Source organism: Paramagnetospirillum magnetotacticum MS-1 (assembly GCF_000829825.1).
Classification (GTDB): Bacteria; Pseudomonadota; Alphaproteobacteria; order Rhodospirillales; family Magnetospirillaceae; genus Phaeospirillum; species Phaeospirillum magnetotacticum.
In genome coordinates, this window is sequence record NZ_JXSL01000020.1 from 503082 (window position 1) to 528086 (window position 25005).

Genomic DNA, 25005 nt, shown 5'->3' on the forward strand with positions numbered 1-25005 from the left:
CTCGCCCCGATCGGCTTTCCGGCCGGTCGGGGCGGTCCCCTATGTTGAGTGAGAGTGTGCCATGAGTCTGCGGCCCTACCGTGAAATCGCCCGGCGCAAGTCGCGGCAAATCCATGTCGGTTCCGTGGCGGTCGGCGGCGACGCCCCCATTTCGGTCCAGACCATGACCAACACCTTGACCACGGACGTCAAGGGGACGCTGGAACAGATCCGCCGCGCCGCCGATGCCGGTGCCGATCTGGTGCGCGTGTCGTGCCCCGACGAGGATTCCACCAAGGCTTTCAAGCAGATCGCCAAGGAATCGCCGGTGCCGCTGATCGCCGACATCCATTTCCACTACAAGCGCGGCATCGAGGCGGCCGAAGCGGGCGCCGCCTGTTTGCGCATCAATCCCGGCAATATCGGCTCGCACGAGCGGGTGCGCGAAGTGGTCAAGGCCGCCAAGGATCACGGCTGTTCCATGCGCATCGGTGTCAATGCCGGATCGCTGGATAAGCATCTGCTGGACAAATACGGCGAGCCCTGTCCCGAAGCGCTGGTGGAAAGCGCGCTGGAACACGCCAAGTTGCTGGAAGACAACGATTTCTTCGAGTTCAAGATCGCGGTCAAGGCCTCCGACGTCTTCTTGGCCGTGGCGGCTTATCAGGGTCTGGCCAAGGCCTGCGATTATCCGCTGCATCTGGGCATCACCGAAGCAGGCGGCCTGATCGGCGGCACGGTGAAGTCCTCCATCGGCATCGGCTCGCTGTTGTGGCAGGGTATCGGCGACACGTTGCGCGTTTCGCTCTCTGCCGACGTGACCGAGGAGGTCAAGGTCGGCTTCGAGATGCTGAAGGCCCTGGATTTGCGCCATCGTGGCGTGCGCATCGTCTCTTGCCCGTCTTGCGCCCGTCAGGGCTTTGACGTCATCAAGACGGTGGAGACGCTGGAAAACCGGCTGTCCCATGTGCGCGCTCCCGTTACGCTGTCCATCCTGGGCTGCGTGGTCAACGGCCCCGGCGAGGCGCGCGAGACCATGGTGGGCATCACCGGCGGCGGCTCGGACAATCACAAAGTCTATATCGGCGGCTCGCCCGACCATAATGTCGATGGCAAGTCCATGGTCGATCACATCGTCGAACTGGTCGAGGCGCGTGCCGCCGAGATCGAAGCCGCCAAGGCCGGGGGAAAATAATTAGATGACCGGGGCTGTGGACTGGATCAAGCCAGAGCGTCTGGCCCAACGGGCCCTGGACGAGAGTGGAGACGTGAACGCCAACGGTGATTTCGGCTCCTATGCTAAGGCGAATTTGAACGGCACCCTTGAAGGCAGCGGTATCGAAAGCCACAACCTCGTTTTCGCAGAAGGCCGGGTGGAGCTTTATCGCCAGCTTTGGCGCGGATTGCCCTTGGACAGTATCGCCGATATGGGCTGCGGGCTAGGATTGACCGCGGGTGCCTTGGCCGATGCGTTTCCCAACGCCCGCGTGGATGGCTATGAACTCTCGCCCGACGCCGTAAGTTTTGCGCGACGGCGTTTTCCCAAGGCCAATTTCGAGTGCCGTGCCATTGGCCGCGACAACGATCTGGGGCGGCGTTTCGACCTGATCCTGTGCCAGGAATTCTACCCGTTCACCCGAACGTCCGATCTCGACACCCACGCGGAATTCCTGACGGTTCTCCGCCACCATCTGACGGATCACGGCTGCCTCATCATCGAACTTTCCGAGCGTGATTTCGGCACTTCGATTCTGTGTAATTTGGAGAGGCTTTCCGGCTTTCGCATCGAGCGGACCGTGATGCCCTTTGATCGGGTCTTCCGCTACCTTCCATTCCTGCCGCTGGCGCAGTTCGCGTCATTCTTTCTGGGACGAGCGACCAGGATGGCGCGGAATATTCATCTCAAGCTTACGCCTTTGAAAGGGCATTGATATGTCCAGCCTGCAACCGGTTCGCGGCACCCACGATCTGCTGCCCGATGAATCCCGCCGTCATCGCCGGGTTGAGGAGATCGCCTTTTCCGCCGCCAGGCGCTACGGCTTTGGCGAGATCATGACCCCCATCTTCGAGTTCACCGACGTTTTCGCCCGCACGCTCGGCGAGACCTCGGACGTGGTGACCAAGGAGATGTATACTTTCAGTGATCGTTCGGGCGAATCCATCACGCTGAGGCCTGAGGGCACGGCGGGTGTGGCGCGGGCCTTCATCTCGGGCGGGCTGGCGCAAAGCCTGCCCCTGAAGCTGTTCTATCGCGGTCCCATGTTCCGCCATGAACGTCCCCAGAAGGGCCGTCTGCGCCAGTTCCATCAGGTGGGTGTTGAACTGCTGGGCGTGGAATCGCCCCTGGCCGATGTGGAGGTCATCGCCTTGGCCTGGCGGGTTCTGTCCGAATTGGGCCTGGCTTCCAAGGTGCGGCTGGAAATCAACACCCTGGGCGATGCCGAAAGCCGCGAGACCTACCGCAATACCCTGGTGGCCTATCTGTCGGAATTCCGCGAAGCCCTGTCCGAGGACAGCCGCAACCGGCTGGAGCGCAATCCTTTACGTATCCTCGATTCCAAGGATGAGGGAGACCGGCGCATTGTCGAAAACGCGCCGCTGATGAATGACTCCTTGTCGCCTGCCGCCCGCGAATTCTTTGCCCAGGTGACCGACGGTCTGCATGCGCTGGGCATTCCCTTCGTCCTCAATTCGCGGCTGGTGCGCGGCCTGGATTACTACTGCCACACGGCCTTCGAGTTTACCACCACCGAACTGGGGGCCCAGGGCACGGTTCTGGCCGGTGGGCGCTATGACGAACTGATCGCCACCATGGGCGGCGTGCGCACACCGGGTATCGGCTGGGCCGCCGGTGTCGAGCGTCTGTCCATGCTGGTGGGCGATATCCCCGACACGGTGCGCCCCATCAGCGTCATCCCCATGGGCGACGCCGTGGCCGCCATGGTGGTGGCCGAGCGCCTGCGCCGCATGGGCTGCAATGTGGAGATGGGCTTTTCCGGCAATATGAAGAAGCGCATGGCGCGGGCCAACAAGGTCAATGCCCGCTTCGCCGTGATTCTGGGCGAGGAGGAATCGGCGAGAAAGGCCGTGACCATCCGCGATCTGGACACGTCCACCCAGGACGAGGTGCCGCTGGCGCAGCTGGAGGAACACCTCGGCCGCCTGCTGTAGCGAGGCTTAAGGGGGTGAGTGGGTCTTCCCATCGTCTGGTCGTCATCGGAGCCAACCATCGGTCGGCTTCGCTGTCCTTGCGCGATGCCCTGTTCGTGGACGACGCTGGCGCCACCACTTTTCTCGAGGGCCTGAAGCGGGCCGGTCTGGCCGAGGCCATGGTTCTAGCCACCTGCGACCGCGTCGAGATCTGGGCCGAGGACAGAGACCCGGTCCATGCCGCAAAACTGGTGGGCGAGGCCCTGGCCGCCAAGGCCGGTCTGGAGCCCTCGGTCCTGGCGCCCCATCTCTATACCCTGTCGGGCGGCGAGGCGGTGCGCCACGGTTTTTCCGTCACCGCCTCGCTGGATTCCCTGGTAATCGGCGAGCCCCATGTCACGGGACAGGTCAAGGCCGCCCACCGGCTGGCCCGCGATGCCGGGTGCTGCGGCGGCGAGTTGGATCATTTCCTTCAGGCCGCCTTCGCCGTGGCCAAACGGGTGCGCAGCGAGACCTCCATTGGGGAAGGCCCGGTCAGCATCGCCGCGGCAGCCGTCCAGACCGCCCGCGACGTGCACGGCGATCTGGGAGGCTTACGCGCCCTATTGGTGGGCACCGGCGAAATGGGCGAACTGGTGGCGGAAAGCCTGCTGGCCGCCGGGCTGAAGGACATTTCGGTCACCGCGCCGCGCGCCGCCCGCGCCGAGGCGGTGGCCAAGTCCCTGGAAGGCCATGTGCTGGCCTTCGAGGATTTGCGCGACGGTCTGGCCTCCTTCGACGTGGTGCTGACCTGCGTGGGGGCGCGCACCGTCTCGGTGACGTCCGAGATGGTGACCAACGCGCTCCGGAAACGCCGCAGAAAGCCGGTCTTTCTGGTGGATGCGGGTATTCCCGGCGATATCGAGCCTGCGGTCAATAGGGTGGACGGCGCCTTCCTCTACGACCTGGCCGATCTGGAGAAGGTGGCCCTGGAAGGCCGCGCCACCCGCGAGGCTGCCGCGCGGGCGGCGCGTGACATCGTCGAGGCCGAGGCCCAGGGCTTCCTTCGGGGCCGCGCCGCGCGGGCCGCCGTGCCCGCCATCGTCGCCCTTCGCGCCCGTTTCGACGAGACGCGGGAGCTGGTTCTGGCCGAGGCCGGTCATGACGCCGCCGAGGCCACACGGCTGCTGATCAACCGCCTGCTGCACGCGCCCAGCGAGGCGATGAAAGACAAGGCCTCGGAAGGCGCCGAATGGCGCGCCATGGAAAAGACGCTGCGGATACTGTTCCGCCTGGATGAGTAGGACCCCATGAATCTCGAACCGCAATTCGACAAGGTACTGTACCGCCACGACGAGGTCCGGGCGCAGTTGTCCTCGGGCGATGGGCTGGATTCCCAGACCATTCAGCGCCTGTCCAAGGAACTGTCCGAATTGGACCCGGTGGTCACCGCCGTCGTCGCCTTCCGCAAGGCGCGCGAAGACATGGTCCAGGCCGCCGAGATGATGAACGACCCGGACATGAAGGATCTGGCCGAGGAAGAGTTCTACGCCCTGAAGGAGCGGCTGCCCGCGCTGGAACGCGAAGTGCAGATCATGCTGCTGCCCAAGGACGAGGCCGACGAAAAGAACGCGATCATCGAGGTGCGCGCCGGTACGGGGGGTGAGGAGGCGGCCCTGTTCGCCGCCGAACTGTTCCGCATGTACGAGCGCTATGCCTCCGTGCACGGCTGGCGCTTCGAGGTGATGGACGTCAACGATACCGGCATCGGCGGCGTCAAGGAGGCCTCGGCCACCATTACGGGCCGCAATGTCTTTGCCCGGCTCAAATTCGAATCCGGCGTGCATCGGGTGCAGCGGGTTCCCGCCACCGAGTCCCAGGGGCGCATCCACACCTCGGCGGCCACCGTTGCCATCATGCCCGAGGCCGAGGAGGTGGATATCCAGCTCAACGATTCCGATCTGCGCTTTGACGTCTACCGCAGCCAAGGCTCGGGCGGCCAGTCGGTCAACACCACGGATTCGGCGGTGCGCGTCACCCATATCCCCACCGGCCTGGCCGTGGCCTGCCAGCAGGAAAAGAGCCAGCACAAGAACAAGGCCACCGCCTTGAAGTTGCTGCGCGCCCGTTTGTATGAGCGCGAGCGCTCGGCCAAGGACGCCGAACGCGCCGCCGCCCGCAAGAGCCAGGTGGGCTCGGGCGACCGATCGGAACGCATCCGCACCTATAATTTCCCCCAAGGCCGGGTCACCGATCACCGCATCAATTTGACGCTGTACAAGATCGACGCGGTGATGAGCGGCGATGCCCTGGACGAACTGATCGAGGCCCTGGTCGCGGCCGATCAGGCCGAGCGTCTGGCCGAGATGGAATAATGGCGACAGTGGGCCAGGCCATCAACGCGGCGGCGGAGCGTCTGGCCGAGGCAGGGATCGATACGGCTCATTTCGATTCCAGATTGATGGCCGCCGAGGTTCTGGGAGTCGAGATGCGGCGCCTGCCCGCTTCGCACCACGCCGAACTGAGCCCGGAAGATGCCGCCCGCCTTGCCGCCATGCTGGACCGCCGCGCGGCCCGCGAGCCCATGTCCCATATCCTGGGACGGCGCGGCTTCTGGACCCATGACTTCCTGGTGACCAAGGACACTCTGGATCCGCGCCCCGATACCGAGACCCTGATCGAGGCGGTGCTGGGCGCTCTGGACGATCGGGGACGGCCCCTGCGGCTGGTTGATTTCGGCACCGGAACGGGTTGCATCCTGCTCACACTGCTATCGGAGTTAGGCCACGCCACCGGCTTAGGGATCGATGCCAGCGAGGCGGCCCTGGCGGTGGCAGGGGACAATGCCGAACGGCTGGGTCTGGCGTCGCGTGCCCAGTTCCGTCTCGGCGATTGGGGCTGGGGGCTGGACGGCGTCTTCGACATTATCGTCTCCAATCCGCCTTATATCCCCGACGGCGATATCGATGGTCTGGAGCCGGAAGTGTCCCGTTATGAGCCCCGTTCGGCCCTGGCCGGAGGAGCGGACGGCCTCGATTGCTACCGCGCCCTGATTCCCCATATGGCCCGCCTGCTGGTCCCCGGCGGCCTGGCCGCCCTGGAGGTGGGGGCCGGTCAGGCATCCGATGTGGCCGCCATGCTGGCGGCAGCAGGATTGCCGGGCGCCGGATTCCGGTGCGACCTGGGCGGCATCGAACGCTGCGTCATTGTGCAGCGCCTAAAATAATTGTTGGAATAAGCTCCGCCGACGACTAGTGTTGCCCCACACGCGCCCTTTCGAACCGGGGGGTTCTCGTCGAGCCCTTCGCTCCGCCCTTGGTTCAGCGCTGTGACCTCCCCCATCGCCGCCCCGACTTCGGACGCGGACTGGCCGTGCAGCGATGTCGGCAGGGAGATTTCTAACGGAGAGCACTCGTGAACCATGAAGGCAGGTCCTCTTTAAATCCCAAGCAGCGTTCCCGTGGACGCGGACCCAATGGCGGCGGCGGTGGCAAGAAGCACGGCGGCGGCGGCGGAGGGGGCGGTGGCGGTGGCGGCGGCATTCCCAACCGCAATCAGGTGTTCGACAGCAACGGCCCCGAGGGCCGGATCCGCGGCAATGCCCATCAGGTGCTGGAGAAGTATCTTTCCCTGGCCCGTGACGCTTCGTCCCAGGGCGATCGCGTCGCCGCCGAGAACTACTACCAGCATGCCGAGCATTATTTCCGGGTGATCAACGCCCAGAATCAGAACAACGGCCGTCCGCGCCAGCAGATGCCCACGCCCGCCGAGGATCAGTCCATGGGCGGGGAGGGTGAGGACGAGAACGGTGAAGAGATCCAACATCGTCAGGTCGCCGCCCCCGCCCCGGTGCCGGGCGAAGGCGAACAGCCGGACGTGGTCTTGCCGGTGGAGCCCGTGGAGGGCTGACCCCTAGTGTTTCCGTGAAAAGAGCGGTGCGTCCACGTCGTTGTCGTGGCGCACTAGCGCTTGCAGGAAGGCCGTGAACAGAGACCGGCGGGCTTCGCCATCATCGGCCGGTATTTCCGCCAGACAGGCGATCATGGACATCAGGTCCCGATGATCGCGGATCATGGTTTGCCGTGACGCCCAGTCGGCAGTGACGAACAACTCTTCTTCCACATGAAAGTGGTCGGCCAGCCGCTCTTGCAGCATGTGGATGGCGCGCGCCACCTTGCTTGCGCTGTCGCCTTCGACGATCACCGGCTCCAGCCGGTTCATCATGCGGTATAGCCGGTTATGCTCGGCCTCCATAAGCGGATCGCAATCCTCGAAGTCCCATTTGGGCATGTCGATCTCTCCCCTCATTGGCCTCTCTTCCAATTTGGGGATGCGTTCACCGAAAAAAAAGTGGCGAAAGGTCTAACGGCAGCGGGCCGATGGCGGGATGACCGCCCGCCCCAGGCGGACCGGCTCCTGGCGGACGGGGCCGGGATAATCCAGCGTCACATCGGGAAGAACGGTGATGGGACCGAATCTGGCTTCCAGGGCGGGGATGCCGGGGAACCAGTCCAGGGGCTCGCCCGGCCGGGGGGAGTCCTGGTGGTCGATGTCGCGATAGCGGCCGTCCCCGGCCTGATCCCACAGGACAAGGGCGCCGGTGCGGCGGATGTCGTCGTCGGACAGCCAGGGCGCCATCTTGGGATCGGCCTCGCTATAGACGCGGGGGCGTTCATGCAGCCGGAACGAGGCGGTCCCTCCCAGCCAGGCGTCGGCGATGATCACCGGCACGGGCGTGGCGCAAACCTGCCCCCAGCCTTCGGCGGCGGCGGCGGCCAGCGGCTTGGCGGGGAAGCGCGACCACTTGCCTTCGTCCATGTCGGCGATGATTCCCGTGAAGATCAGCACATAGGTCGCCGCCATGGCCACGGTCAGACCGCTGGTCCAGGCCAGCAAACGGTTCACCCGCCAGGGGGTGGGCGCGGGATAAAACAGGTGAAGCAGCAAAAGGGGAAGGGGCAGGAAGAAGGATGACGCCCATTCCACCCTCAGACCGCCGCCGGTCGCCGCGGAAAGGATCGTCACCACCACCGCGGGGCCGAGGCTGACCAGCAGCAAAAAGCGATCACGGCTGCACAGGCTCTTTCGTTGCAGCTTCGGCAGGCCCAGCCCTCCCACCATGGCGATCATCAGCGAAGCGCACATTCCGGCCATGGTCAGCAGGGCCGATGCCGGGTTGATCAGATTGCGCTCGATAAAGGTCTCCTCGGTGATCCCGGCGCCGCTGGACAGGTAGCGCAATGGCCCCAGCCCATGGGTCACCACCCAATAGACATGGGGACCAGACACCAGCAGGCATAGCGCCACGGCGGCCCAGGCGCGCGGCGAAATCAGGACCCAGCGGTGCTGCGGAGTCATCACCACATGGATCAGCAGCAGCAGCGGCAGGATCAAGATGGTGTATTTGGACAAGATCCCCAGGCCAAGGGCCAACCCAAGCAGGGGCCATGCCCAATTGCGCCTTTCCTCGATAGCCAGATAGGCGAACCAGATGGCCGCGCACCAGGGCAGGTTGAGGATGATGTTGTGATTAAAATGGGGGACGATATAGCTGTAATAGCCGAGTACCGGCAGGGTCACCACCGCCAGGGCCGCGCCCATGCTGTCCAGGTAGCGCCGCGCCAGCAGATGGACGAAGGCGAAGGAGCCCAGCATCACGGCAACGCTCAGGCCATAGATGACCGCGTCGGAGGAACCAAACGCCGTGACGGCGGTTTCGGTCATCCAGCTGATCAGGGGCGGATGCTTGAAGAAGCCCGGCTGCCACTCCAGCCCCCAGTAGACGATCTGAATGGCGTCACGATTAAGGGTGGTATTGACCGCCAGGGGCAACCCAACCCAGGTCAGGGCGTAAACAAGGAACGAGAACACCATCAGGGACTTTGCCCCTATGGCGTACTTACGTTCGGACTCGGCGATGCCCAGCGACAGGCCCATGAATTGCGCTGCTGACGATCTGTGAATGAGGGTCCCCTGAAGGATGGGCACACCCTACCTCAGTCATGCTGCAAGGCAGAAGAAAAATCGACGGTTCAGTTACACAGAGTTACAATGCCGGAGCGCCCCTTGCCCGGCCTCATATCCCGTGCTGAAACATCCGGTTAAGAGGTAGCCCCCGGTAGGGGCTTCCCAGTCCAGCATTTCTCCTGCTGCGAACACGCCGGGCAGGGCCTTCAGCATCAAATTTCCATCCAGTTCGCTCAAGGCGATACCGCCAGCGGTGGAGATGGATTCGTCCAGGGGGCGGGGGCGTTTCAACCGCAGCGGCAGGGCCTTGACCGCAGCGGCCAGGGCGGACGGGTGGCTGAGGGTCTCGGCGGGCAAAATCTCGCGCAGCAAGGCCAAAGCCATGGGGCCGAGCGGCAGGGCCTTCTTCAAGAAAGTGGACAGCGAGCGCGAGCCCCGCGGACGGCCGAGGGCGGCGGCCACCCTGTCGGGGCTCCAGTCGGGCATCAGGTCCAGCAGCGCTTCGACTTGCCCCGCTTCGGCCAGGGCGTCGCGCAAATGCGCCGACATGGCGTAGACGGCTCCACCCTCGATGCCAGTGGCGGTAATGGTTATCTCGCCCCGGCGCCTTTGCCCGTCAAATGACAGTTCCACCGTCCCGGTGCGGCCGCCCGCGAACCGTTCGGCGAAAGCATCACTCCAGTCCAGGTCGAAGCCGCAATTGGCGGACTTCATCGGGATGATTTCCACGCCCTTGGCGGCAAGGATCGGAACCCAACCGCCGTCCGAACCCAGTCGGGGCCATGACGCCCCGCCCAGCGCCAGGACGCAGAGCTCGGCCTCCACCTCTTCCTCGCCATCGGGCCCCATGAAGCGCAGGCGGTTGTCGGCGCTCCAGCCCAGCCAGCGGCGGCGGGTATGCAGGACGATTCCGAGCGCGCGCAGACGGCGCATCCAGGCGCGCAGCAGCGGCGCCGCCTTCATCTCGGCGGGAAAGACCCGGCCCGACGACCCGACAAAGGTCTCGACGCCCAATTCCCCAGCCCAGGCGCGCAATTGCTCTGGCCCGAACCGGCCCAGCAGAGGCGCCATGAAGGCGGATGCGGCCCCATAGCGGGCGGTGAAGCGGTCCAGAGGTTCGGAATGGGTAAGGTTGAGACCGCCCTTGCCCGCCAGCAGGAATTTACGGCCCGGTGAGGCCATGGCGTCAAAGATCTCGACCGCCATCTCTTGCCGGGCCATGACTTCGGCGGCCATCAATCCGGCCGGACCTGCGCCAATGACGATGGCACTCATGCTCCCGCGCCCCTTGCTGGAGACAAAGAATATCCCCATGATATGGGCCGAACCCGAAGGAAAGCCGCCAGATGTCCGTGCCCGATCATGCCTCTTGCCGCTATTTCGTGTCCTATTCCGGCGTCAAACTGCCGCTCCGGCTGGTCAATCCGCTGGAGGAGGGGGATCTGGGCCATCGCAATACCTATATGAAGGCCTGGTTTGATGCGGCCGACCGTCTGGTGGGCTGTGACAAGCTGGTCTATGGCGATGTGCAAATCAGTCATCGCTATCAGTACCACGACAACGGGGCTTTGTGCCGCGCCGAAATTCTCATGGATGGGGATCTCACCGTGATGGATTTCGACGAGACCGGCGTTCGTATTTCAACCTGAGGACTCCATGACCGCCAAGCGCAAGACCTCCCCCGCTTCCCACGCCAAATGGCGCCAGCCCGACGGCTCGCCGGTGGCCTGCGTCGAAAAGCTGAAGGTGTTGGAGGAAAATCTGGCCGAGTTCCGCACCTTGGCCCTCGAACTGCTCGAAGACGCGGTTTTGATGGGCTGCGACCCCGAACTGGTGCGCGATGTGCTGAAGGCCGAAGTCGAGGCTGTGGATACGCCTTTCCGGCCCAAGACGGGGAAGGGCTAACCCTTCCTTCTGTGCCGGGCCAGATAGAGCGGCGTGCGCGACTTCGGGACTTTGTGGATGAAGTTGTAGCGGGCCACATGGTAGCTGGGATCGAAGCCGTAGAAGTTCAGCTTCATGTGTTCCAGTTCCTCGGCGCGGTATTGATCCAGGGGCTTTTCGGCCTCGTCGGCGGTGCGTGACAGGCGCTTGGCGGCCAGGCGTTCGTCCAGGGCCGGATCGGCGGCCAGGGCTTCGGCCATTTCCTCCACTAGTTTGACGAAGTCCGGCACGCTTTGCCCGAAGCGGCAATCGATCAGGCCCAGGCGCTCGGCCTCCTCCGTGCCCATGGGCAGGCGGGCTTCGATCACCCTTTGGGCATTCTCGGCGCCGCAGCGCCGGGGCAGAAGATAGGTCCAGTATTCCGAGCCGAAGAGGTTGCCCATGCCCTTGTAATGGGGATTGAGTACGACGGCCTCGCGCGCCGCCACCAGATCGGCGGCCAGCGCCATGAACACGCCACCCGCGCCCCCATTGCCTTGCATCGCGGCCAGGGTGAAGTGACTTCCACAAGTGATGATCTCGCGGGTGAGATCGTTCATGGCGTTGATATTGGCCCAGGATTCCTCGGCCGGGCTGAGGGCGTTTTCGATGGTGCCGAGATGGATGCCGTTGGACCAGAAGTCAGGGCCACCCATCAGGGCGATCACCTTGGTGGGGCGCTGGGTTGCCTTGACGAAGGCCTCGCGCAGGCGGATGCATTGATCCGTACTCATGGCGCCGTTGACGAAGGGGAAGTGGAGATAGCCCACCCCGTGGCGCTCGTCGTACCAGATATCATGATAGCCCGGCAGTTCGGGCAGGTGGTCCTGGGGCCCCAGCACGTCCAAGGCCGGAAGCTTCAGGGCGTGAGCTTCCCTGGCCCGCAGATGGCCGATCCATACCGCGCCGTCGGTGGTGGCCCGCGCCACCGCGTGGCCCGAACGGGCGATCAGGTCCCCGGGCTTGCCTGAAAGCCCCGCCGCCGCATGGGCGTCATGGAGATAGACCGACCGGTCGAGAATGTTGTCCAGCAGGCCCGGCGTGCCATCGGCCGAGCGGATCTTGCGCAGCACGGCGGCGGTGTCGTCCCTGGTCCAGTCGATGGCGCGCTCCGCCTGTTTGACGGCAGGCTTGAACGGGGCCAGGGGAGGTCTACCGACCGGTCCGTCCTGGTCCTGAAGACGGGACAATGCGTCGAGGACCGCTTCCACCGCGCCATCGGCCACTTCGTTGCGATAGAGGCTGGACTTGGTGGCAAGACGCATGGGGAAAGTGCGCGATGCCCAGACCGGCCCTTCATCCATACCGGCCTCGGCCTGCAGAACGGTGACACCCCAATCCTGGTGGCCCTCCAGAATGGCCCAGTCCAGCGCCGCCGGTCCCCGGTCGCCGGGTGGGCCGGGATGGACCACCAGACAAAGGTGGTTCTTCCACACACTTTCCGGGATGGCGCGTTTGAGGAAGGGGGCGATGATCACGTTGGGCCGCGCCATCTTCACCGCCTGAAGGGTCACGGCATCGTTGACGTCGAATTCGGCGGTGACCTCATGGCCCAGTTCGGACAGGTCCACCCACAGGCGCTGAGTCAGCGAATTGAAGGAATGGGCAAGCAATAAGACGCGCATCAACAGATCCTCGGCAATTGCTCGCCCGCCAGCCAGTCCACCACCCGGTTGCCGCCCATGCGGGTCTTCATCTGGACGAAGTGGTGGGCATCCTCGCGGCAGGCCCCGATGCGCGCCGCGTCACGGCCCAATGGATGAGAGCGCATGATGTCGAGCAGGCGGGGCGCGTCCTCTTCGGCGCAGATGCAGATCAGCTTCCCCTCATTGGCGACGTAAAGGGGATCGAGGCCCAGCAATTCGCAGGCGCCCAGCACCTGCGGCTTGACCGGCACCAATGCCTCTTCCATCAGCATGCCGACGCCCGACTGACCGGCGATCTCGTTCAAGGTGGAGGCCAGGCCTCCCCGCGTCGGATCGCGAAGCACCCGGATTCCCGGCACGGCGGCCACCATAGCGGCGACCATTGTATGCAATGCAGCCGAATCCGACAGGATCTCGGTCTCGAAGCCTAGGGATTCTCGCTGGCTCATCACCGCCACACCGTGGTCGCCCATGGTGCCCGACACCAAGATGGCGTCGCCGGGGCGCGCCTTGTCGCCGGAAATCTCCACGCCGGGAGGCACGATGCCGATGCCCGCCGTGGTGATGAAGATGCCGTCGCCCTTGCCCTTTTCCACCACCTTGGTGTCGCCGGTGACCACCGGCACGCCCGCATCCTTACTGGCCTTGGCCATGGAGGTGACGATGCGCTTCAAGTCGGAAAGGGGAAAGCCCTCCTCGATGATGAAGCCCGCCGAGAGCGAGATGGGCTTTGCCCCCGCCATGGCCACGTCGTTGACGGTGCCGTGAACGGCAAGGCTGCCGATATCGCCGCCGGGGAAGAACAGTGGGGAAATGACATAGCCGTCGGTGGTCATCACCATGCGGCCACCGGGTACCTCGAAGGCGCCCTGGTCATTGCGCTGGTTCAGCGCTTCGTTGTCGAAGGCGGCGATGAACAATTCCTCGACCAACTGGGCCATGGCGCGGCCGCCGCCGCCATGGGTGAGATCGACGCGGCCGTTCTGGATATCCAGCGGGCGGGGATGGGCGCGGCGGGGCAGGGTCATTCACTCTTCTCCAGATCCCGGAACCGTCCATAGGTCCAGTGGGCGGCGCAGGCGCCCTCGGCCGAGACCATGCAGGACCCCATGGGATTTTCGGGCGTGCAGATTGTGCCGAACAGCTTGCAGTCGATGGGCTTTTTCACTCCCCTCAGGATGGCGCCGCATTCGCAGGCCTTGTTGTCGCCGGGATTGTCCTGGGGCACGTCCCAGCGGCGCTCGGCATCCCAGGCGGCATAGGGTTCTTTGAGGCGCAGAGCCGAATAGGGCACCATGCCCAGCCCCCGCCATTCGAAGACCCGGCGCAGTTCGAACATGTCGGCCACCAGGGATTTGGCCTTCTCGTTGCCGTCCCTGGTCACGGCGCGGGCGAATTCGTTTTCCACCTCGAAGCGGCCCTCGTTGATCTGGCGCACCAGCATGCGCACCGCCTGCATGACGTCGAGGGGCTCGAAACCGGCGATGACCACCGGGCGTTGGTATTCCTCGGCGAAATATTCGTAGGGGCGCGAGCCGATGATGGTGGACACATGGGCCGGGCCGATGAAGGCGTCCAGCTTCACCGTGCCCAGTTCGCGCACCTCGGGGGAATCGAGAATCTGGGTGATGGCGGACGGCGTCAGCACATGGTTGCAGAATACGCTGAAATTCTTCAGCTCCAGCGCCTGGGCCTGTTTGATGGCCACGGCGGTGGGCGGCGTGGTGGTCTCGAAGCCAATGGCGAAGAACACAACCTGTCGGTCAGGATTGGATTGGGCCAGCTTGATGGCGTCCATGGTCGAGTACACCATGCGCACATCGGCGCCCTCGGCCTTGGCCTTGAGCAGCGACAGGCGCTTGGAGCCCGGCACGCGCAGCATGTCGCCATAGGTGCACAGGATCACGCCCGGCTGACGCGCCAGCCAGATGGCGGCGTCGATGCGGCCGATGGGCAGCACGCAGACCGGACAGCCCGGCCCGTGGATCATGCGCACATTGGCGGGCAGCAGGTCTTCCAGGCCATAACGGCTGATGGCATGGGTATGGCCGCCGCAAAATTCCATGATGTGGTAGGTGGAGGCGGGATCAGCCTCGGCCTTGATGGCGCGCGCAATGCTTTGCGCCAGTTCGCCGTCCCTGAACTCGTCGATGTATTTCAAGCGAGGGCCTCCGGGGCCATCTCGCCCATTTCGCGGAACAGCTCCAGGGTGCGGGCCGCTTCTTCGGGGTCGATCACCGACAGGGCATAGCCCACATGGACGATGACATAGTCGCCCGGCTTCACGTCAGAGACCAGGGCCAGCGACACGGTCTTGGTCACGCCGCCGAGATTGACCTTGGCCGAATCCTCGGGCAGCAGTTCGGTGACCAGAGCGGGCAGGGCAAGGCACATGGTAAGTCCTTTCTATGGTCCCTCAATCGCCGGGCGGGCCACCTCCGTGGCCCTTGGCTCCCGCGGCATAAGCCGCGCCGGGCCTTGCCCGCAACTCCGAACCGATGATCGGTTCGTCGAAACTTTCAAACTCAACTCAACGCGGCGATCCAGGCCTGGCCCAGGGACAGACCGGCATCACCGGGCGATACCTGGGCGGCGGTCAGGGGCTCCAGGCCCACGGCCTTCAGCCTGTGGACCAGACCGCCGGTCAGCACCTTGTTGAGGAAACAGCCGCCGCCCAGGGTGACATGGAGCGTTCCGGCGGCCGCGGCCAATTCGGTGATCCATTGAACCAGGGCCTCGATCAAGGTGCCGTGGAACAGGTTGGCACCCCGGACCGGGTCGGTGCAATGGGCAAGACAGGCCAACAGCGGCAGAAGGTCGAGAACCCCGTCATGAAGAATCCATCCCGATGGCAGCACGTCCGGCTCCGTCACCAGGGCTTCCAGCGCCATGGGGGCTTGGCCTTCGAAATCGGAGATGGGGTGAATGCCCAGCAGACCGCAGGCCGCGTCGAACAGCCGCCCGGCCGAGGAGGTCTCGGGGCTGTTGAGGCGCCGGTCCAGCATCTGGCCCAGCATGGCGGCGGCGGGGATATTGTGGAAGCGAGTGGCGATCTCGTCGCCGCGCCCCAGCTTGTGGAGCGCGGCGGCGGCCATGCGCCAGGGTTCGCGCGCCGCCCGGTCGCCGCCCGGCTGGGCCAAAAGGGCGAGATGGCCCAGGCGGCGGTAATGGGGGCCATCAGCAAACAGCACTTCGCCGCCCCAGGATTGGTTGCCCGGCCCCAGGCCGAAGCCGTCGAAGGACACGCCGATCACCGGGCCCTCGATACCGTGTTCGGCGGCTATTGCCGCAGCATGGGCGTGGTGGTGCTGTACGGCCAATTGCGGCAGGTCGAGAGACTGGGCAAAGCGGGTCGAGTGAAAGTCAGGGTGCAGGTCATGGGCGACGAGGATGGGCGCGACGCCAGCCTCCTTGACCAGCCCCTCCACGGCCGCCTCGAAGGCGGCGATGGAATCCGGCGTGCCGAGATCGCCGTGATTGGCCGAGATCAGCGCCTCTGCGCCGCGCGTCACGCAGATGGTGTTCTTGAGAAAAGCCCCCACCGCCAGCACCGGCGGAACGGCGCGCGGCAGGGCGATGATCTGGGCGATGGCACTCATCGGCACGCAGCCAGGAACAGGTTAACCACGAAGGCTCGAAGGCGCGAGGGCGCACGAAGAAGAGAAGAAATCCTTGCCTTTTCCTTCCTTCCCTTCGTGCCTTCGTGGTGAAAAACCATGGCGTCAGCCTTGCTCCATGCTGGAGCGGACAGCGGCCAGCTTCTTTTCCAGCAGCGCGACCTTGTGGGCCAAAGCGCGCTTTCTGCCCTCGGCTATCCAGGCCAGCCACGCGTCCATGCCCTCCCCGGTGCGGGCCGAGAGTTGCAGAACCACGATGTCGGGATTGACGCGCCGGGCAAAGCCGATGCAGCGCTCCACGTCGAAATCGGTGTGGGGCAACAGATCGGTCTTGTTGAGGATCATCATGGAGGCCGCGTGGAACATGTCGGGATATTTCAAGGGCTTGTCCTCGCCCTCCGTCACCGACAGGATCGCCACCTTATAGGCCTCGCCCAGATCGAAGGCGGCGGGGCAGACCAGATTGCCCACATTCTCGATGAACAGCACCGAATCGTCGGCCAAGCCCAGCTTGGCCATGGCGCTTTCCACCATATGGGCGTCCAGATGGCAGCCCTTGCCGGTATTGACCTGGATGGCGGGAATGCCGGTGGCGCGGATGCGGTCGGCGTCGAAACTGGTCTGCTGGTCGCCTTCGATCACCGCCACGGGGAATTTTGCCTTCAACGCCTCGGCGGTGCGGCACAACAGCGTGGTCTTTCCCGAACCGGGGCTGGACACCAGATTGAGCGCGAAGACCCCATGCTCGGCCATCCAGGCGCGGTTCTTTTCGGCGAAATCGTCGTTGTGGGACAGGATGTCCTTTTCGATCTGGACGATGCGCTTTTGGCTGAGGCCCGGCACATGGACTCCGGCGATGCCGCGGCCGTAATGGATATCCTTGTCGGAATCATGATCATGGTGGTGATGGTCATGGTCATGGCCATGGGGATGGTCATGGCTGTGATCGTGGCTGTGGCCGTGATGGTGGTCATGGTCGTGGGAATGAGTGTGGCCGTCCACCTTGGCGTCTCCGCAGCCGCAAACCGTGCACATCACTCCACCTCCATTTCCTTGATCCGCATCTCCTCTCCCGTGGTGACGGCCAGTTTGGCGCCGCCGCAATCAGGGCAGAGATCCACCCGCGAGGTGACGTGGACCGATTTCGAGCAATCCATGCACCAGGCGGTGCCGGGAATGCGGATGATTTCCAGCTTGGCGCCCTCGGTCAGCGGATTGCCCCGCGCCACCGCATCAAAGCAGAATTCCATGCTTTCCGGCACCACGGTGGAGAGTTCGCCAATCTCCAGCCACACCGTCTTGACCCGGGTGAAGCCATGGCTGGCCGCCTGATCCTCTAAGATGCGCACCACGCCCTCGGTCAGGCTCATCTCATGCATGGCCGCGAACCTCGATACGAAAGGGGACGCAAGGGTCCAGGCTGGCGGCCAGCAGGCGGGCCTTGGCCTCCAGATCAGGGCCCCAGGCGCCGAGAAGCCCCTGGGCCAGGGGACCTTCGGGGTGGAAGTTCCATTCGGTGGGCGCCAATATCCGGTATCCGCTCAACACGCCCTCCCGCAATTCCACCCAATGGGCCAGAAGGCCGCGCGCCGCGTCCACCAGTCCGAGACCCGTGCCGTCGGCGCGCGCTATGGCAAGGCCGCCGGAATCGGCGCACAAATCCTGCACCAATTCTTCCAGTTCCCGCAATGACGTCGCCATATCCACCAGACGGGCGGCGAAACGGGAGGAAAGGCCGCATCCGTGTTCGGCCATGAGCGCCACGACCAGGGGATGGGTCTGGTGGCTGGCCAAGGGGCCGGTCTCGAAGACGCGGCCATGGCAATCGGGCCGGGCGCGATAGGCTCCGTCGCCATCGGCGCCCAGCCGTTCCTCCAGATCATGCGGCCCCAGTTCGGGCATCAGGCAAGGTGGGCAATGGCCGAACCCGGCCATATCCTGGTCATCCAGGCGGCGCAGCAGGCGCGATGCGGGCGAGCCGCCATGGGCGACCCAGGCGCGGAAGTCCGAATACTCGTCCAGACGCTCTTCCGGCGGGCCAGAGAGCAGGCGGTTCAGGGTATCTTCAAACCGGCGCAGGATCTCGTCCAGGGCGTGATGGTCGGGGGCCAGTCTGCCGCCGCCCGGCCGCGCCCAATCCCCGTCAGGGTAAAGCGCCTTTCGCATGGCGGTAATCAAGGGGCGCAGCGGCTTGACGGCCGCCAGGTCCGGCGCTTCGCCCAGCAGGGCCGGCCAGTCCCGGAACACGCTGGCGGCATGTTCGGTCAGGGATTCCGCCAGGCCCAGCGCATGGCGCGCCATGCGTTGGGCGGGCGGCGCGTCGATACCGGCGGCGGTCTCCACCGCTCTCAATCCGGCCAATCCTTGCGCCGTGCCGCACAGGGAATACAGGGTGGGAAGAAAGGCCAGGACCTGCTCGGGCTTGCGGCCCGTCAGCCCGTCCGAGGCGCGGACGAGACGGTCAGAGCCGATTTCCACCCGCTCGACGCGGCCCTGTCGGGAAAGGTGAAGGGTGATGGCAAGGCTGGACTCGGGCGGCAGCATCAGGCCTGTCCGGCGGCCAGAACCTCGGTGAGATAGGCCAGCGCCTCGGCGGCCATCTCGGGATCGACCTTCTCGGCGGCGAAATTGCCGCCGGGGCCGAGAATGACGTAATCGCCCACCGTCACCTCTTCGTCCAGCATCATCAGGCTGGTGGTGCGGACGGCCCCGAACGCCTCGACCGTGGCGACACCGTTATGGATGGCGGTGATCAGGGACGGCACGGCCATGCACATGGTCTTAGGCTGCCTTCCTGCCGACCGCAAAGCCGATGGCGGCCAGTTCGCCCACGATCCGATCCACCAGTTCCGGCAGGCTGGCGGCCACGGTGGGCGTGGGCTCCATGGACAGATCGAAGGACAGGGGTTCGACGCCGTACAAGATGATGTGTTTGGGCATCAGCCCATGGAAATTGAGCGCGCCCAGCATGTCGGACAGGCCGACCTGATGGGGCGAGATGCGGGTCTTGAAGAAGGCGGGGATCTGGTCGCCGATCAGCCGGGTGATGGTGCCCGGCTCCTTCTTGGCGCGCATGCAGTCGGCGATGATCAGGTAATCGGCCTCGGACACCTGATCCAGGCAGTCCATGCCCGAGGTTCCTCCATCGATAACCTCGATTTCGGCTGGCAGATCGTAGAGTTCCTCCAGGCGGGTGACGGCGTGAACGCCGATTCCTTCGTCGGAGAGCAGAATATTGCCGACGCCGAGAACAACGATGCGCATGGGCTTCCTCGAGACAAAAAGATCCCCTCCCGCCGGTCAGCGGGAGGGGGGATTCTACACTTAGAGAGCCTTGACCTGCACCACTTCCTTCTCGTCCTCGACCACGTGCACGGCACAGGCCAGGCAGGGGTCGAAGGAGTGGACGGTGCGCAGCACTTCCAGCGGCAATTCGGCATCGGCGATGGGGTTGTCCATCAGCGAGGCCTCGTAGGGGCCGATATTGTCGTTGTCGTCGCGCGGACCGGCATTCCAGGTGGAGGGAACGACGCACTGGTAGTTGGCGATCTTGCCATCGCGGATCACCGTCCAGTGGGACAGCAGGCCGCGGGGCGCCTCGTGGAAGCCGTAACCCATGACTTCACCCTTGGGGAAGGTGGGCTTGTTGAAGGTCTTGGTGTCGCCCTTGCCGATATTGTCGATCAGGGCCTGCCAGTTCTGCACCATGACCTCTGCCATCACGCCCGAGCGCACGGCGCGGGCGGCATGGCGGCCGATGGTCGAATGAAGCGCCGCCAGCGGGATCTTGGAGCCCAGCAGCGAGGACGCGGTGTCGAGAACCTTGGTGGCATAGCCGATGGTCGGCTGGTGCCCCGAGGCGACGCCCGCCAACACGCTGGCCAGCGGACCCACCTGGGCGCGCTTGCCGTAGAAGGTCGGAGCCTTCAGCCAGGAATACTTGCCGTCATCCTGGAAGTCGGTGTAGTTGGGCTTGGTCTCGCCCTTGAAGGGATGCAGCGGGCCGGGCTTGGAATAATCGTACCAGGCATGCTTGACCCCTTCCTCGACGCCGTCACGCAAGTAAGCGTCGCCGAAGGCGGTGATGGGCTTGTACTGGGCCAGATCGGCATTGGGGATATAGCCGCCGGGAACCAGGAACTTGGTGCCCTTGCTGTCCATGGGGAAGTCGGGGCAGGACAGGTAGTTGGTGACGCCCGCGCCATACTTGGTCCATTCGGCGTAGAAGGCGCCGATGGCGGCGATATCCACCAGATAGACCTTGTTGATGAAGTCGGTCAGGGCGTCCATATGCGGCTTCAAGGCCAGCAGACGCTCGACGGTCAGCACCGACTGGCTGTCGGTGGCGATGGGGTTGGACACGCCGCCCACGGCCACGTTCTGGATGTGCGGCGACTTGGAGCCCAGCAGGGTCACGATCTTGTTGGCGTGACGCTGGGCGTCGAGCGCCTGGAGATAGTGCGCCACCGCCAGCAGGTTCACCTCGGGCGACAGCTTCATGGCCGGATGGCCCCAATAGCCGTTGGTGAACGGACCAAGCTGGCCGCTGCCCACGAAGGTCTTCAGCTTTTCCAGGGTCTGGGTCATGACATGGCGGCCGTTCAGCGGCCAGTCGGACAGGCTTTCCGCCAGTTGGGCGGTCTTGACCGGATCGGCCTTCAGCGCGCTGACCACATCCACCCAGTCGAGAGCCGACAGGTGGTAGAAGTGCACGATATGATCATGGATGGCGTGAGCCGAGATGATCATGTTGCGGATGAACTGGGCGTTCACCGGCACTTCCAGATTCAGGGCGTTCTCGACCGCGCGGACCGAGGTCATGGCGTGGACGGTGGTGCACACGCCACAGATGCGCTGGGTGATGGCCCAGGCGTCGCGCGGGTCGCGGCCCAGCAGGATCAGCTCGACGCCGCGCCACATCTGGCCCGACGACCAAGCCTTGGTGACCTTGCCGCCGTCGACCTCGACGTCGATGCGCAGATGGCCTTCAATCCGAGTGATGGGATCGATGGTGATTCTCTTGGACACTGCTCAGGTCTCCTTACTCGGCGGCCGCAGGGGTCGAGTGGCCGGGAAGAATGGGGAATTTCCGGACGAAAACGATATAGGCGAGCACTTCGATGGCGATCACGCCGATGGTGACCATCATCTCGGGCACGCTGGGGAAATAGTGCCAGCCGGGGCCGGTGTCATAGGCCACCAGGAAGGCGTCGATACGGTACAGAACCGCACCGGTCAGCATGCTCATGGCCGCGGCCAGAAGCTTGGACAGCTTCTTGCGGTTGGCCGGAGAGGACAGGACCACCACGGGATAGACGAACACCGCCATCTCGATCAGGAACATCACGCTTTTGACGCCCGAGGTGAACACCTTGAAGATGGCGCCGCGCACGACCAGATCGCCCAGGCGGATGACCAGATAGGCCACCAGGATGCCCATGATGATCTTGCCGATCTTCGAAAGCATGGGCAGTTCGCCCGCTATGTCGCGCTTGAAGCCCACCGAAGCCCAGGTCGCCTCGACGATGACGATGGCGAAGCCCATGCACACGGCGGTCAGGAGGAACAGCAGGGGCAGCAGCGGAGTCTGCCACAGCGGGTGGATCTGGTAGCCGAACACCACCAGCAGCGATCCCAGCGAGGATTGGTGCATGGTGGGCAGCAACACGCCCAGGCCGATGAAGAAGAACATGACCTTGTTCAGCTTGGCCTTGAGATCCTTGAAGCCGAAATGCTCGAGGAAGGCGGGCGAGAACTCGATCCACAGCACCAGGATGTAGCAGCTGATGCAGGCGGCCACTTCGAACATCACCGAACCGGGCTGGGCATAGCCTGGCCACAGGATGTGCCAGAAGTTCCAGTAGCGGCCCAGATCGATCAGCACCGACAGGCCGCCCAGGGAATAGCCGAACAGCGAGGCGGTCAGCGCCGGGCGGACCAGATGGTGATACTCGCCCTTGTTCAGGATGTAGCACACCAGGGCCATGGCGTAGCCGCCGCAGGCGAAGCCCGTGGCGATGACCACGTCCCACACCACCCAGATACCCCAGGGGTAGCCGTTATTGATGTTGGTGACGGCGCCCAGGCCGTAGATGAAGCGCTGGGCCATGAAGAACAGGGCAATGCCGACCAGCACGGCCAGGACGATGGTGAAGGGGGAAACCAGCGATCCGCCGATGGCGGTGGGGCCAGCCTTGCCCTTGCGCAGGTTTCTCGCCACCTGGCTGGGAATGGGATGGTTGACCATTACTTGTGCCCCCCTTCCGGATGATCGAACATGTCGAAATCATCGTCGTCGTGGTGGTCCTTCGAGCCCTTCCAGGCAGCGGTGACCAGACCGGCCAGCGCCACCACCGGCAGGATCATCCCGCCATAGAGGGTGTGCTGAAGGGTCTCGGAATCTGCGGCGTAGGACCGTTCGGGCAGGCCCATGGGCAGGGCCAGCTTGTCGAAGGCGACCCCGGACAGGTAGCGCACCTGGGTGCCCCCCGCGTCCTTCTGGCCGTAGACATAGTCCACATATTCCGGCGCGGCCTTTTCGTGCGTGTCGCCCGAATCGGGGGTGCGGCGGGGGAACAGATTGGGCTCGCCCGGCTTCATGGCCCGGCGCCGCTCGATCTCTTCCGAAAGCGCCTTGTAGGAGCCGAAAATGGTGGCGCCGGTGGGGCAGCTTTCCGCGCAGGCGGCATACTTGCCCTGTTCCATCCTGTGCTTGCACAGCTGGCACTTGGCGATCTGCGGCGTGGGTGTGTCGTACTGGAACTGGGGAACGCCGAAGGGGCAGGCGGCGACGCAGTAGCGGCAGCCGATGCAGGCGTCCTTGTTATAGGTCACGACACCGTCGGTAGGCCGCTTCTGCATGGCCGAGACGGGGCAGGCCGACACGCAGGACGGATCGGCGCAGTGCAGGCAGGAGCGCTTGATATGGGCAAAGCCGTTCTCGGCCTTGTCCTTATTTTCCATGGTGCCGGACTGATAGATCTTGATGACGTTGTAGGTCTTGCCGGAAAGCTCCAGCGGCGTGTCCCACAGCTTCTCGCCGATATTGTCTTCCAGCGGCAGGCTGTTGGCCTCCTTGCACGCCGACATGCAGGCCTTGCAGCCGATGCACAAGGTGGCGTCGTAAAGCAGGCCGACGGCGTTCTCGGGAACCTGATGGCTTTCCCGCGCCTGGGCGCCGGAGGGGGCGAGGGTGGCGCAGGCGGCGGCTGCCGCTGTTCCACCCGCCGCCGCCGTCGCCAGAAAATTGCGTCTGGTGATGGTCATGGCGGATTACCCCTGCTTTCCGGAGTCCTGGCCGTCTTCGCTCTTGCCCAGATTGCCCACCAGCTTGGCGCCGGCGCCGATGGCCAGGCCACCGACCGCCGCCACCGTGGCGATGGCGCCGATGGAGGCTCCGGCGCCCTGCTCCTCGACCACGCGGGCATAGCCCAGGGGCGGACGCTGGTTCTGCAACTCCGCCAGGGCATGGATGGGCTTCTCGAAGCCGATATGCTTTTCCGTGCAGCCGATGCAGGGATGCCCGGTGCCCACCGGCCACGAGCCCGAACCCACATCGTTGAACAGGATGGCCGGGCAGTTGGCGTAGGTCTCGGGACCCTTGCAGCCCAGTTTGTACAGGCAATAGCCCTTGCGGTGACCCTCGTCGCCGAATTCCAGGGCGAAGCGGCCAGCGTCGAAATGGGCGCGGCGTTCGCAATTCTCGTGGATGAGACGGGAATAGGCGAATTTGGGACGGCCCTTGTCGTCCACCGCAGGCAAGCTGCCGAAGGTCAGGAAGTGGACCACGGTGGACAGGAAGTTATAGGGGTTGGGCGGGCAGCCGGGGATGGTGACCACCGGCTTGCCCAGAATCTCGGCCACTCCGGTGGCGCCCGTCGGATTGGGCGGCGTGGACGGCATGCCGCCCCAGGACGCGCAGGAGCCGATGGCGATCACGGCGGCCGCGCCCTCGGCGCATTCCTTGGTCAGCTGCATGGCGGTCTTGCCGCCCACCTTGCAGTAGATGCCGTTATCCTTGACCGGGATGGCGCCTTCGATGACCAGGACGTATTTGCCCCAGTTCTTCTTCATGGCCGCCTCGCGGGCCGCTTCCACCTGATGGCCAGCGGCGGCGAACAGCGTCTCGTGATAATCGAGCGAGATGATCTCGAGGATCAGCTTCTCGATGGTGGGATGCTCGGCGCGGAGCATGGACTCGGTGCAGCCGGTACACTCCTGGAAGTGCAGCCAGATCACGCTGGGGCGTTCCTTGGCGGTAATGGCCTGGGCGATCTCGGCCTCCGCCCCTTTGGGCAGGCCCATGGTCGCGGCCATGGCGGCACAGAACTTCAGGAAGTCGCGGCGTTCAAGATTGAACCGGTTCGCGATCTCGCGGGAAATTTCGGTATCGTCGTACATTGTCCCCCACCTTGGCTGGCGCGTCGGGCTGTGGAAGTCCGGGAGGGGGTCGGTCGCGGAGCCATGCGCGGGCAAAGGGGGTCATGCCCCTGCCGCTTACGTCTCCCGAAAGCCTCCCGAATCTTCTTTTTCTCGGTTGTGCATCGCAGTTACCGCAAATGCCATGCCAACTCCAATGGGTGGGTGAGGGTGGGCAAGGGTAGGGGGCATAATCAAGGAACCAGCCAACGTCATGACGCATTGTTGAATGCTTCCAGTAAGCACTCGGCGCGCTGACTGGAAAGTAAAATTCCATCGCTGGTTTTTAACTATCCATTATCCTCGAGAAGTATTGATTATACGGA

General features: G+C 64.4%; 26 protein-coding genes. 9 read left to right on the forward strand and 17 right to left on the reverse strand.

The genetic code is table 11. The annotated features are described in order from the left end of the window. Positions 1-61 precede the first annotated feature (61 nt). The 7 genes from ispG (at position 62) to CCC_RS04905 (ending at position 7017) form a co-directional block, all read left to right on the forward strand. Positions 62-1174, forward strand: a complete 1113-nt coding sequence (gene ispG, locus CCC_RS04875; protein ID WP_009870087.1) for a flavodoxin-dependent (E)-4-hydroxy-3-methylbut-2-enyl-diphosphate synthase — start codon at positions 62-64, stop codon at positions 1172-1174. Between the two features lie 16 nt (positions 1175-1190). After that, on the forward strand, positions 1191-1910 hold the full coding sequence (locus tag CCC_RS04880) for a class I SAM-dependent methyltransferase (protein ID WP_160295511.1): 720 nt from the start codon (positions 1191-1193) through the stop codon (positions 1908-1910). A gap of 1 nt (position 1911) precedes the next feature. Beyond that, positions 1912-3150: a histidine--tRNA ligase gene (hisS, locus tag CCC_RS04885; RefSeq protein WP_009870085.1), complete on the forward strand. Its 1239-nt coding sequence runs from the start codon at positions 1912-1914 to the stop codon at positions 3148-3150. 14 nt (positions 3151-3164) lie between these two features. Next, positions 3165-4412: a glutamyl-tRNA reductase gene (gene hemA / locus CCC_RS04890; RefSeq protein ID WP_009870084.1), complete on the forward strand. Its 1248-nt coding sequence runs from the start codon at positions 3165-3167 to the stop codon at positions 4410-4412. Positions 4413-4418: 6 nt separating this feature from the next. Continuing rightward, entirely contained in the window at positions 4419-5483 is a 1065-nt protein-coding gene (prfA, locus tag CCC_RS04895; protein ID WP_009870083.1) for a peptide chain release factor 1, read from the forward strand. Further along, on the forward strand, positions 5483-6334 hold the full coding sequence (gene prmC, locus CCC_RS04900) for a peptide chain release factor N(5)-glutamine methyltransferase (RefSeq protein ID WP_009870082.1): 852 nt from the start codon (positions 5483-5485) through the stop codon (positions 6332-6334). The genes prfA and prmC overlap by 1 nt, the downstream gene beginning before the upstream one ends. Positions 6335-6522: 188 nt before the next feature. Then, the gene (locus CCC_RS04905; RefSeq protein ID WP_009870081.1) at positions 6523-7017 is read left to right on the forward strand and encodes a DUF4167 domain-containing protein; all 495 of its coding nucleotides are present in this window, start codon (positions 6523-6525) and stop codon (positions 7015-7017) included. Positions 7018-7020: 3 nt separating this feature from the next. On the opposite strand, the gene CCC_RS04910 is transcribed toward CCC_RS04905, so the two are convergent. The 3 genes from CCC_RS04910 to CCC_RS04920 form a co-directional block, all read right to left on the reverse strand. Next, positions 7021-7416, reverse strand: coding sequence for a hemerythrin domain-containing protein (locus CCC_RS04910; protein WP_009870080.1), 396 nt, complete (start codon positions 7414-7416; stop codon positions 7021-7023). A 54-nt stretch (positions 7417-7470) separates the two neighbouring features. Next, positions 7471-9045, reverse strand: coding sequence for a glycosyltransferase family 39 protein (locus CCC_RS04915; RefSeq protein ID WP_082036491.1), 1575 nt, complete (start codon positions 9043-9045; stop codon positions 7471-7473). 99 nt (positions 9046-9144) lie between these two features. Then, entirely contained in the window at positions 9145-10350 is a 1206-nt protein-coding gene (locus CCC_RS04920; RefSeq protein ID WP_041039969.1) for a BaiN/RdsA family NAD(P)/FAD-dependent oxidoreductase, read from the reverse strand. A 71-nt stretch (positions 10351-10421) separates the two neighbouring features. Between CCC_RS04920 and CCC_RS04925 the strand changes: the two genes are divergently transcribed. Both CCC_RS04925 and CCC_RS04930 read left to right on the forward strand, forming a co-directional pair. Further along, on the forward strand, positions 10422-10724 hold the full coding sequence (locus CCC_RS04925; RefSeq protein WP_009870077.1) for a DUF6156 family protein: 303 nt from the start codon (positions 10422-10424) through the stop codon (positions 10722-10724). A 7-nt stretch (positions 10725-10731) separates the two neighbouring features. Further along, positions 10732-10980 (forward strand): hypothetical protein, encoded by a 249-nt coding sequence (locus CCC_RS04930; RefSeq protein WP_009870076.1) that lies wholly within the window; start codon positions 10732-10734, stop codon positions 10978-10980. On the opposite strand, the gene CCC_RS04935 is transcribed toward CCC_RS04930, so the two are convergent. The 14 genes from CCC_RS04935 to CCC_RS05000 all read right to left on the reverse strand — a co-directional run bounded on the left by CCC_RS04935 (position 10977) and on the right by CCC_RS05000 (position 24661). Continuing rightward, positions 10977-12623: a hydrogenase maturation protein gene (locus tag CCC_RS04935; protein ID WP_009870075.1), complete on the reverse strand. Its 1647-nt coding sequence runs from the start codon at positions 12621-12623 to the stop codon at positions 10977-10979. The two genes, CCC_RS04930 and CCC_RS04935, sit on opposite strands and share 4 nt — an antisense overlap. Further along, positions 12623-13672: a hydrogenase expression/formation protein HypE gene (gene hypE / locus CCC_RS04940; protein WP_009870074.1), complete on the reverse strand. Its 1050-nt coding sequence runs from the start codon at positions 13670-13672 to the stop codon at positions 12623-12625. Before hypE ends, CCC_RS04935 begins: the two co-directional genes overlap by 1 nt. Then, positions 13669-14805, reverse strand: coding sequence for a hydrogenase formation protein HypD (gene hypD / locus CCC_RS04945; RefSeq protein WP_009870073.1), 1137 nt, complete (start codon positions 14803-14805; stop codon positions 13669-13671). The genes hypE and hypD overlap by 4 nt, the downstream gene beginning before the upstream one ends. After that, on the reverse strand, positions 14802-15038 hold the full coding sequence (locus tag CCC_RS04950; protein ID WP_009870072.1) for a HypC/HybG/HupF family hydrogenase formation chaperone: 237 nt from the start codon (positions 15036-15038) through the stop codon (positions 14802-14804). The genes hypD and CCC_RS04950 overlap by 4 nt, the downstream gene beginning before the upstream one ends. A gap of 131 nt (positions 15039-15169) precedes the next feature. Then, positions 15170-16243, reverse strand: a complete 1074-nt coding sequence (locus tag CCC_RS04955) for a Kae1-like domain-containing protein (RefSeq protein WP_009870071.1) — start codon at positions 16241-16243, stop codon at positions 15170-15172. Between the two features lie 123 nt (positions 16244-16366). Next, entirely contained in the window at positions 16367-17296 is a 930-nt protein-coding gene (gene hypB / locus CCC_RS04960; RefSeq protein ID WP_009870070.1) for a hydrogenase nickel incorporation protein HypB, read from the reverse strand. Continuing rightward, a complete protein-coding gene (gene hypA, locus CCC_RS04965) occupies positions 17296-17640 on the reverse strand; it encodes a hydrogenase maturation nickel metallochaperone HypA (RefSeq protein ID WP_009870069.1) in 345 nt (114 codons plus the stop codon). The genes hypB and hypA overlap by 1 nt, the downstream gene beginning before the upstream one ends. After that, a complete protein-coding gene (locus CCC_RS04970) occupies positions 17633-18805 on the reverse strand; it encodes a nickel-dependent hydrogenase large subunit (RefSeq protein ID WP_041039974.1) in 1173 nt (390 codons plus the stop codon). Before CCC_RS04970 ends, hypA begins: the two co-directional genes overlap by 8 nt. Next, positions 18805-19032 (reverse strand): HypC/HybG/HupF family hydrogenase formation chaperone, encoded by a 228-nt coding sequence (locus tag CCC_RS04975; RefSeq protein WP_236686306.1) that lies wholly within the window; start codon positions 19030-19032, stop codon positions 18805-18807. The genes CCC_RS04970 and CCC_RS04975 overlap by 1 nt, the downstream gene beginning before the upstream one ends. Before the next feature lie 10 nt (positions 19033-19042). Further along, a complete protein-coding gene (locus tag CCC_RS04980) occupies positions 19043-19525 on the reverse strand; it encodes a HyaD/HybD family hydrogenase maturation endopeptidase (protein WP_041039976.1) in 483 nt (160 codons plus the stop codon). Positions 19526-19585: 60 nt separating this feature from the next. Next, entirely contained in the window at positions 19586-21289 is a 1704-nt protein-coding gene (locus CCC_RS04985; RefSeq protein ID WP_009867021.1) for a nickel-dependent hydrogenase large subunit, read from the reverse strand. A gap of 13 nt (positions 21290-21302) precedes the next feature. After that, positions 21303-22508: a Ni/Fe-hydrogenase cytochrome b subunit gene (gene hybB, locus CCC_RS04990; RefSeq protein WP_041039978.1), complete on the reverse strand. Its 1206-nt coding sequence runs from the start codon at positions 22506-22508 to the stop codon at positions 21303-21305. Next, entirely contained in the window at positions 22508-23527 is a 1020-nt protein-coding gene (hybA, locus tag CCC_RS04995; protein WP_009869467.1) for a hydrogenase 2 operon protein HybA, read from the reverse strand. Before hybA ends, hybB begins: the two co-directional genes overlap by 1 nt. Positions 23528-23533: 6 nt before the next feature. After that, the gene (locus CCC_RS05000) at positions 23534-24661 is read right to left on the reverse strand and encodes a hydrogenase small subunit (protein ID WP_009869466.1); all 1128 of its coding nucleotides are present in this window, start codon (positions 24659-24661) and stop codon (positions 23534-23536) included. Between the last annotated feature and the right edge of the window lie 344 nt (positions 24662-25005).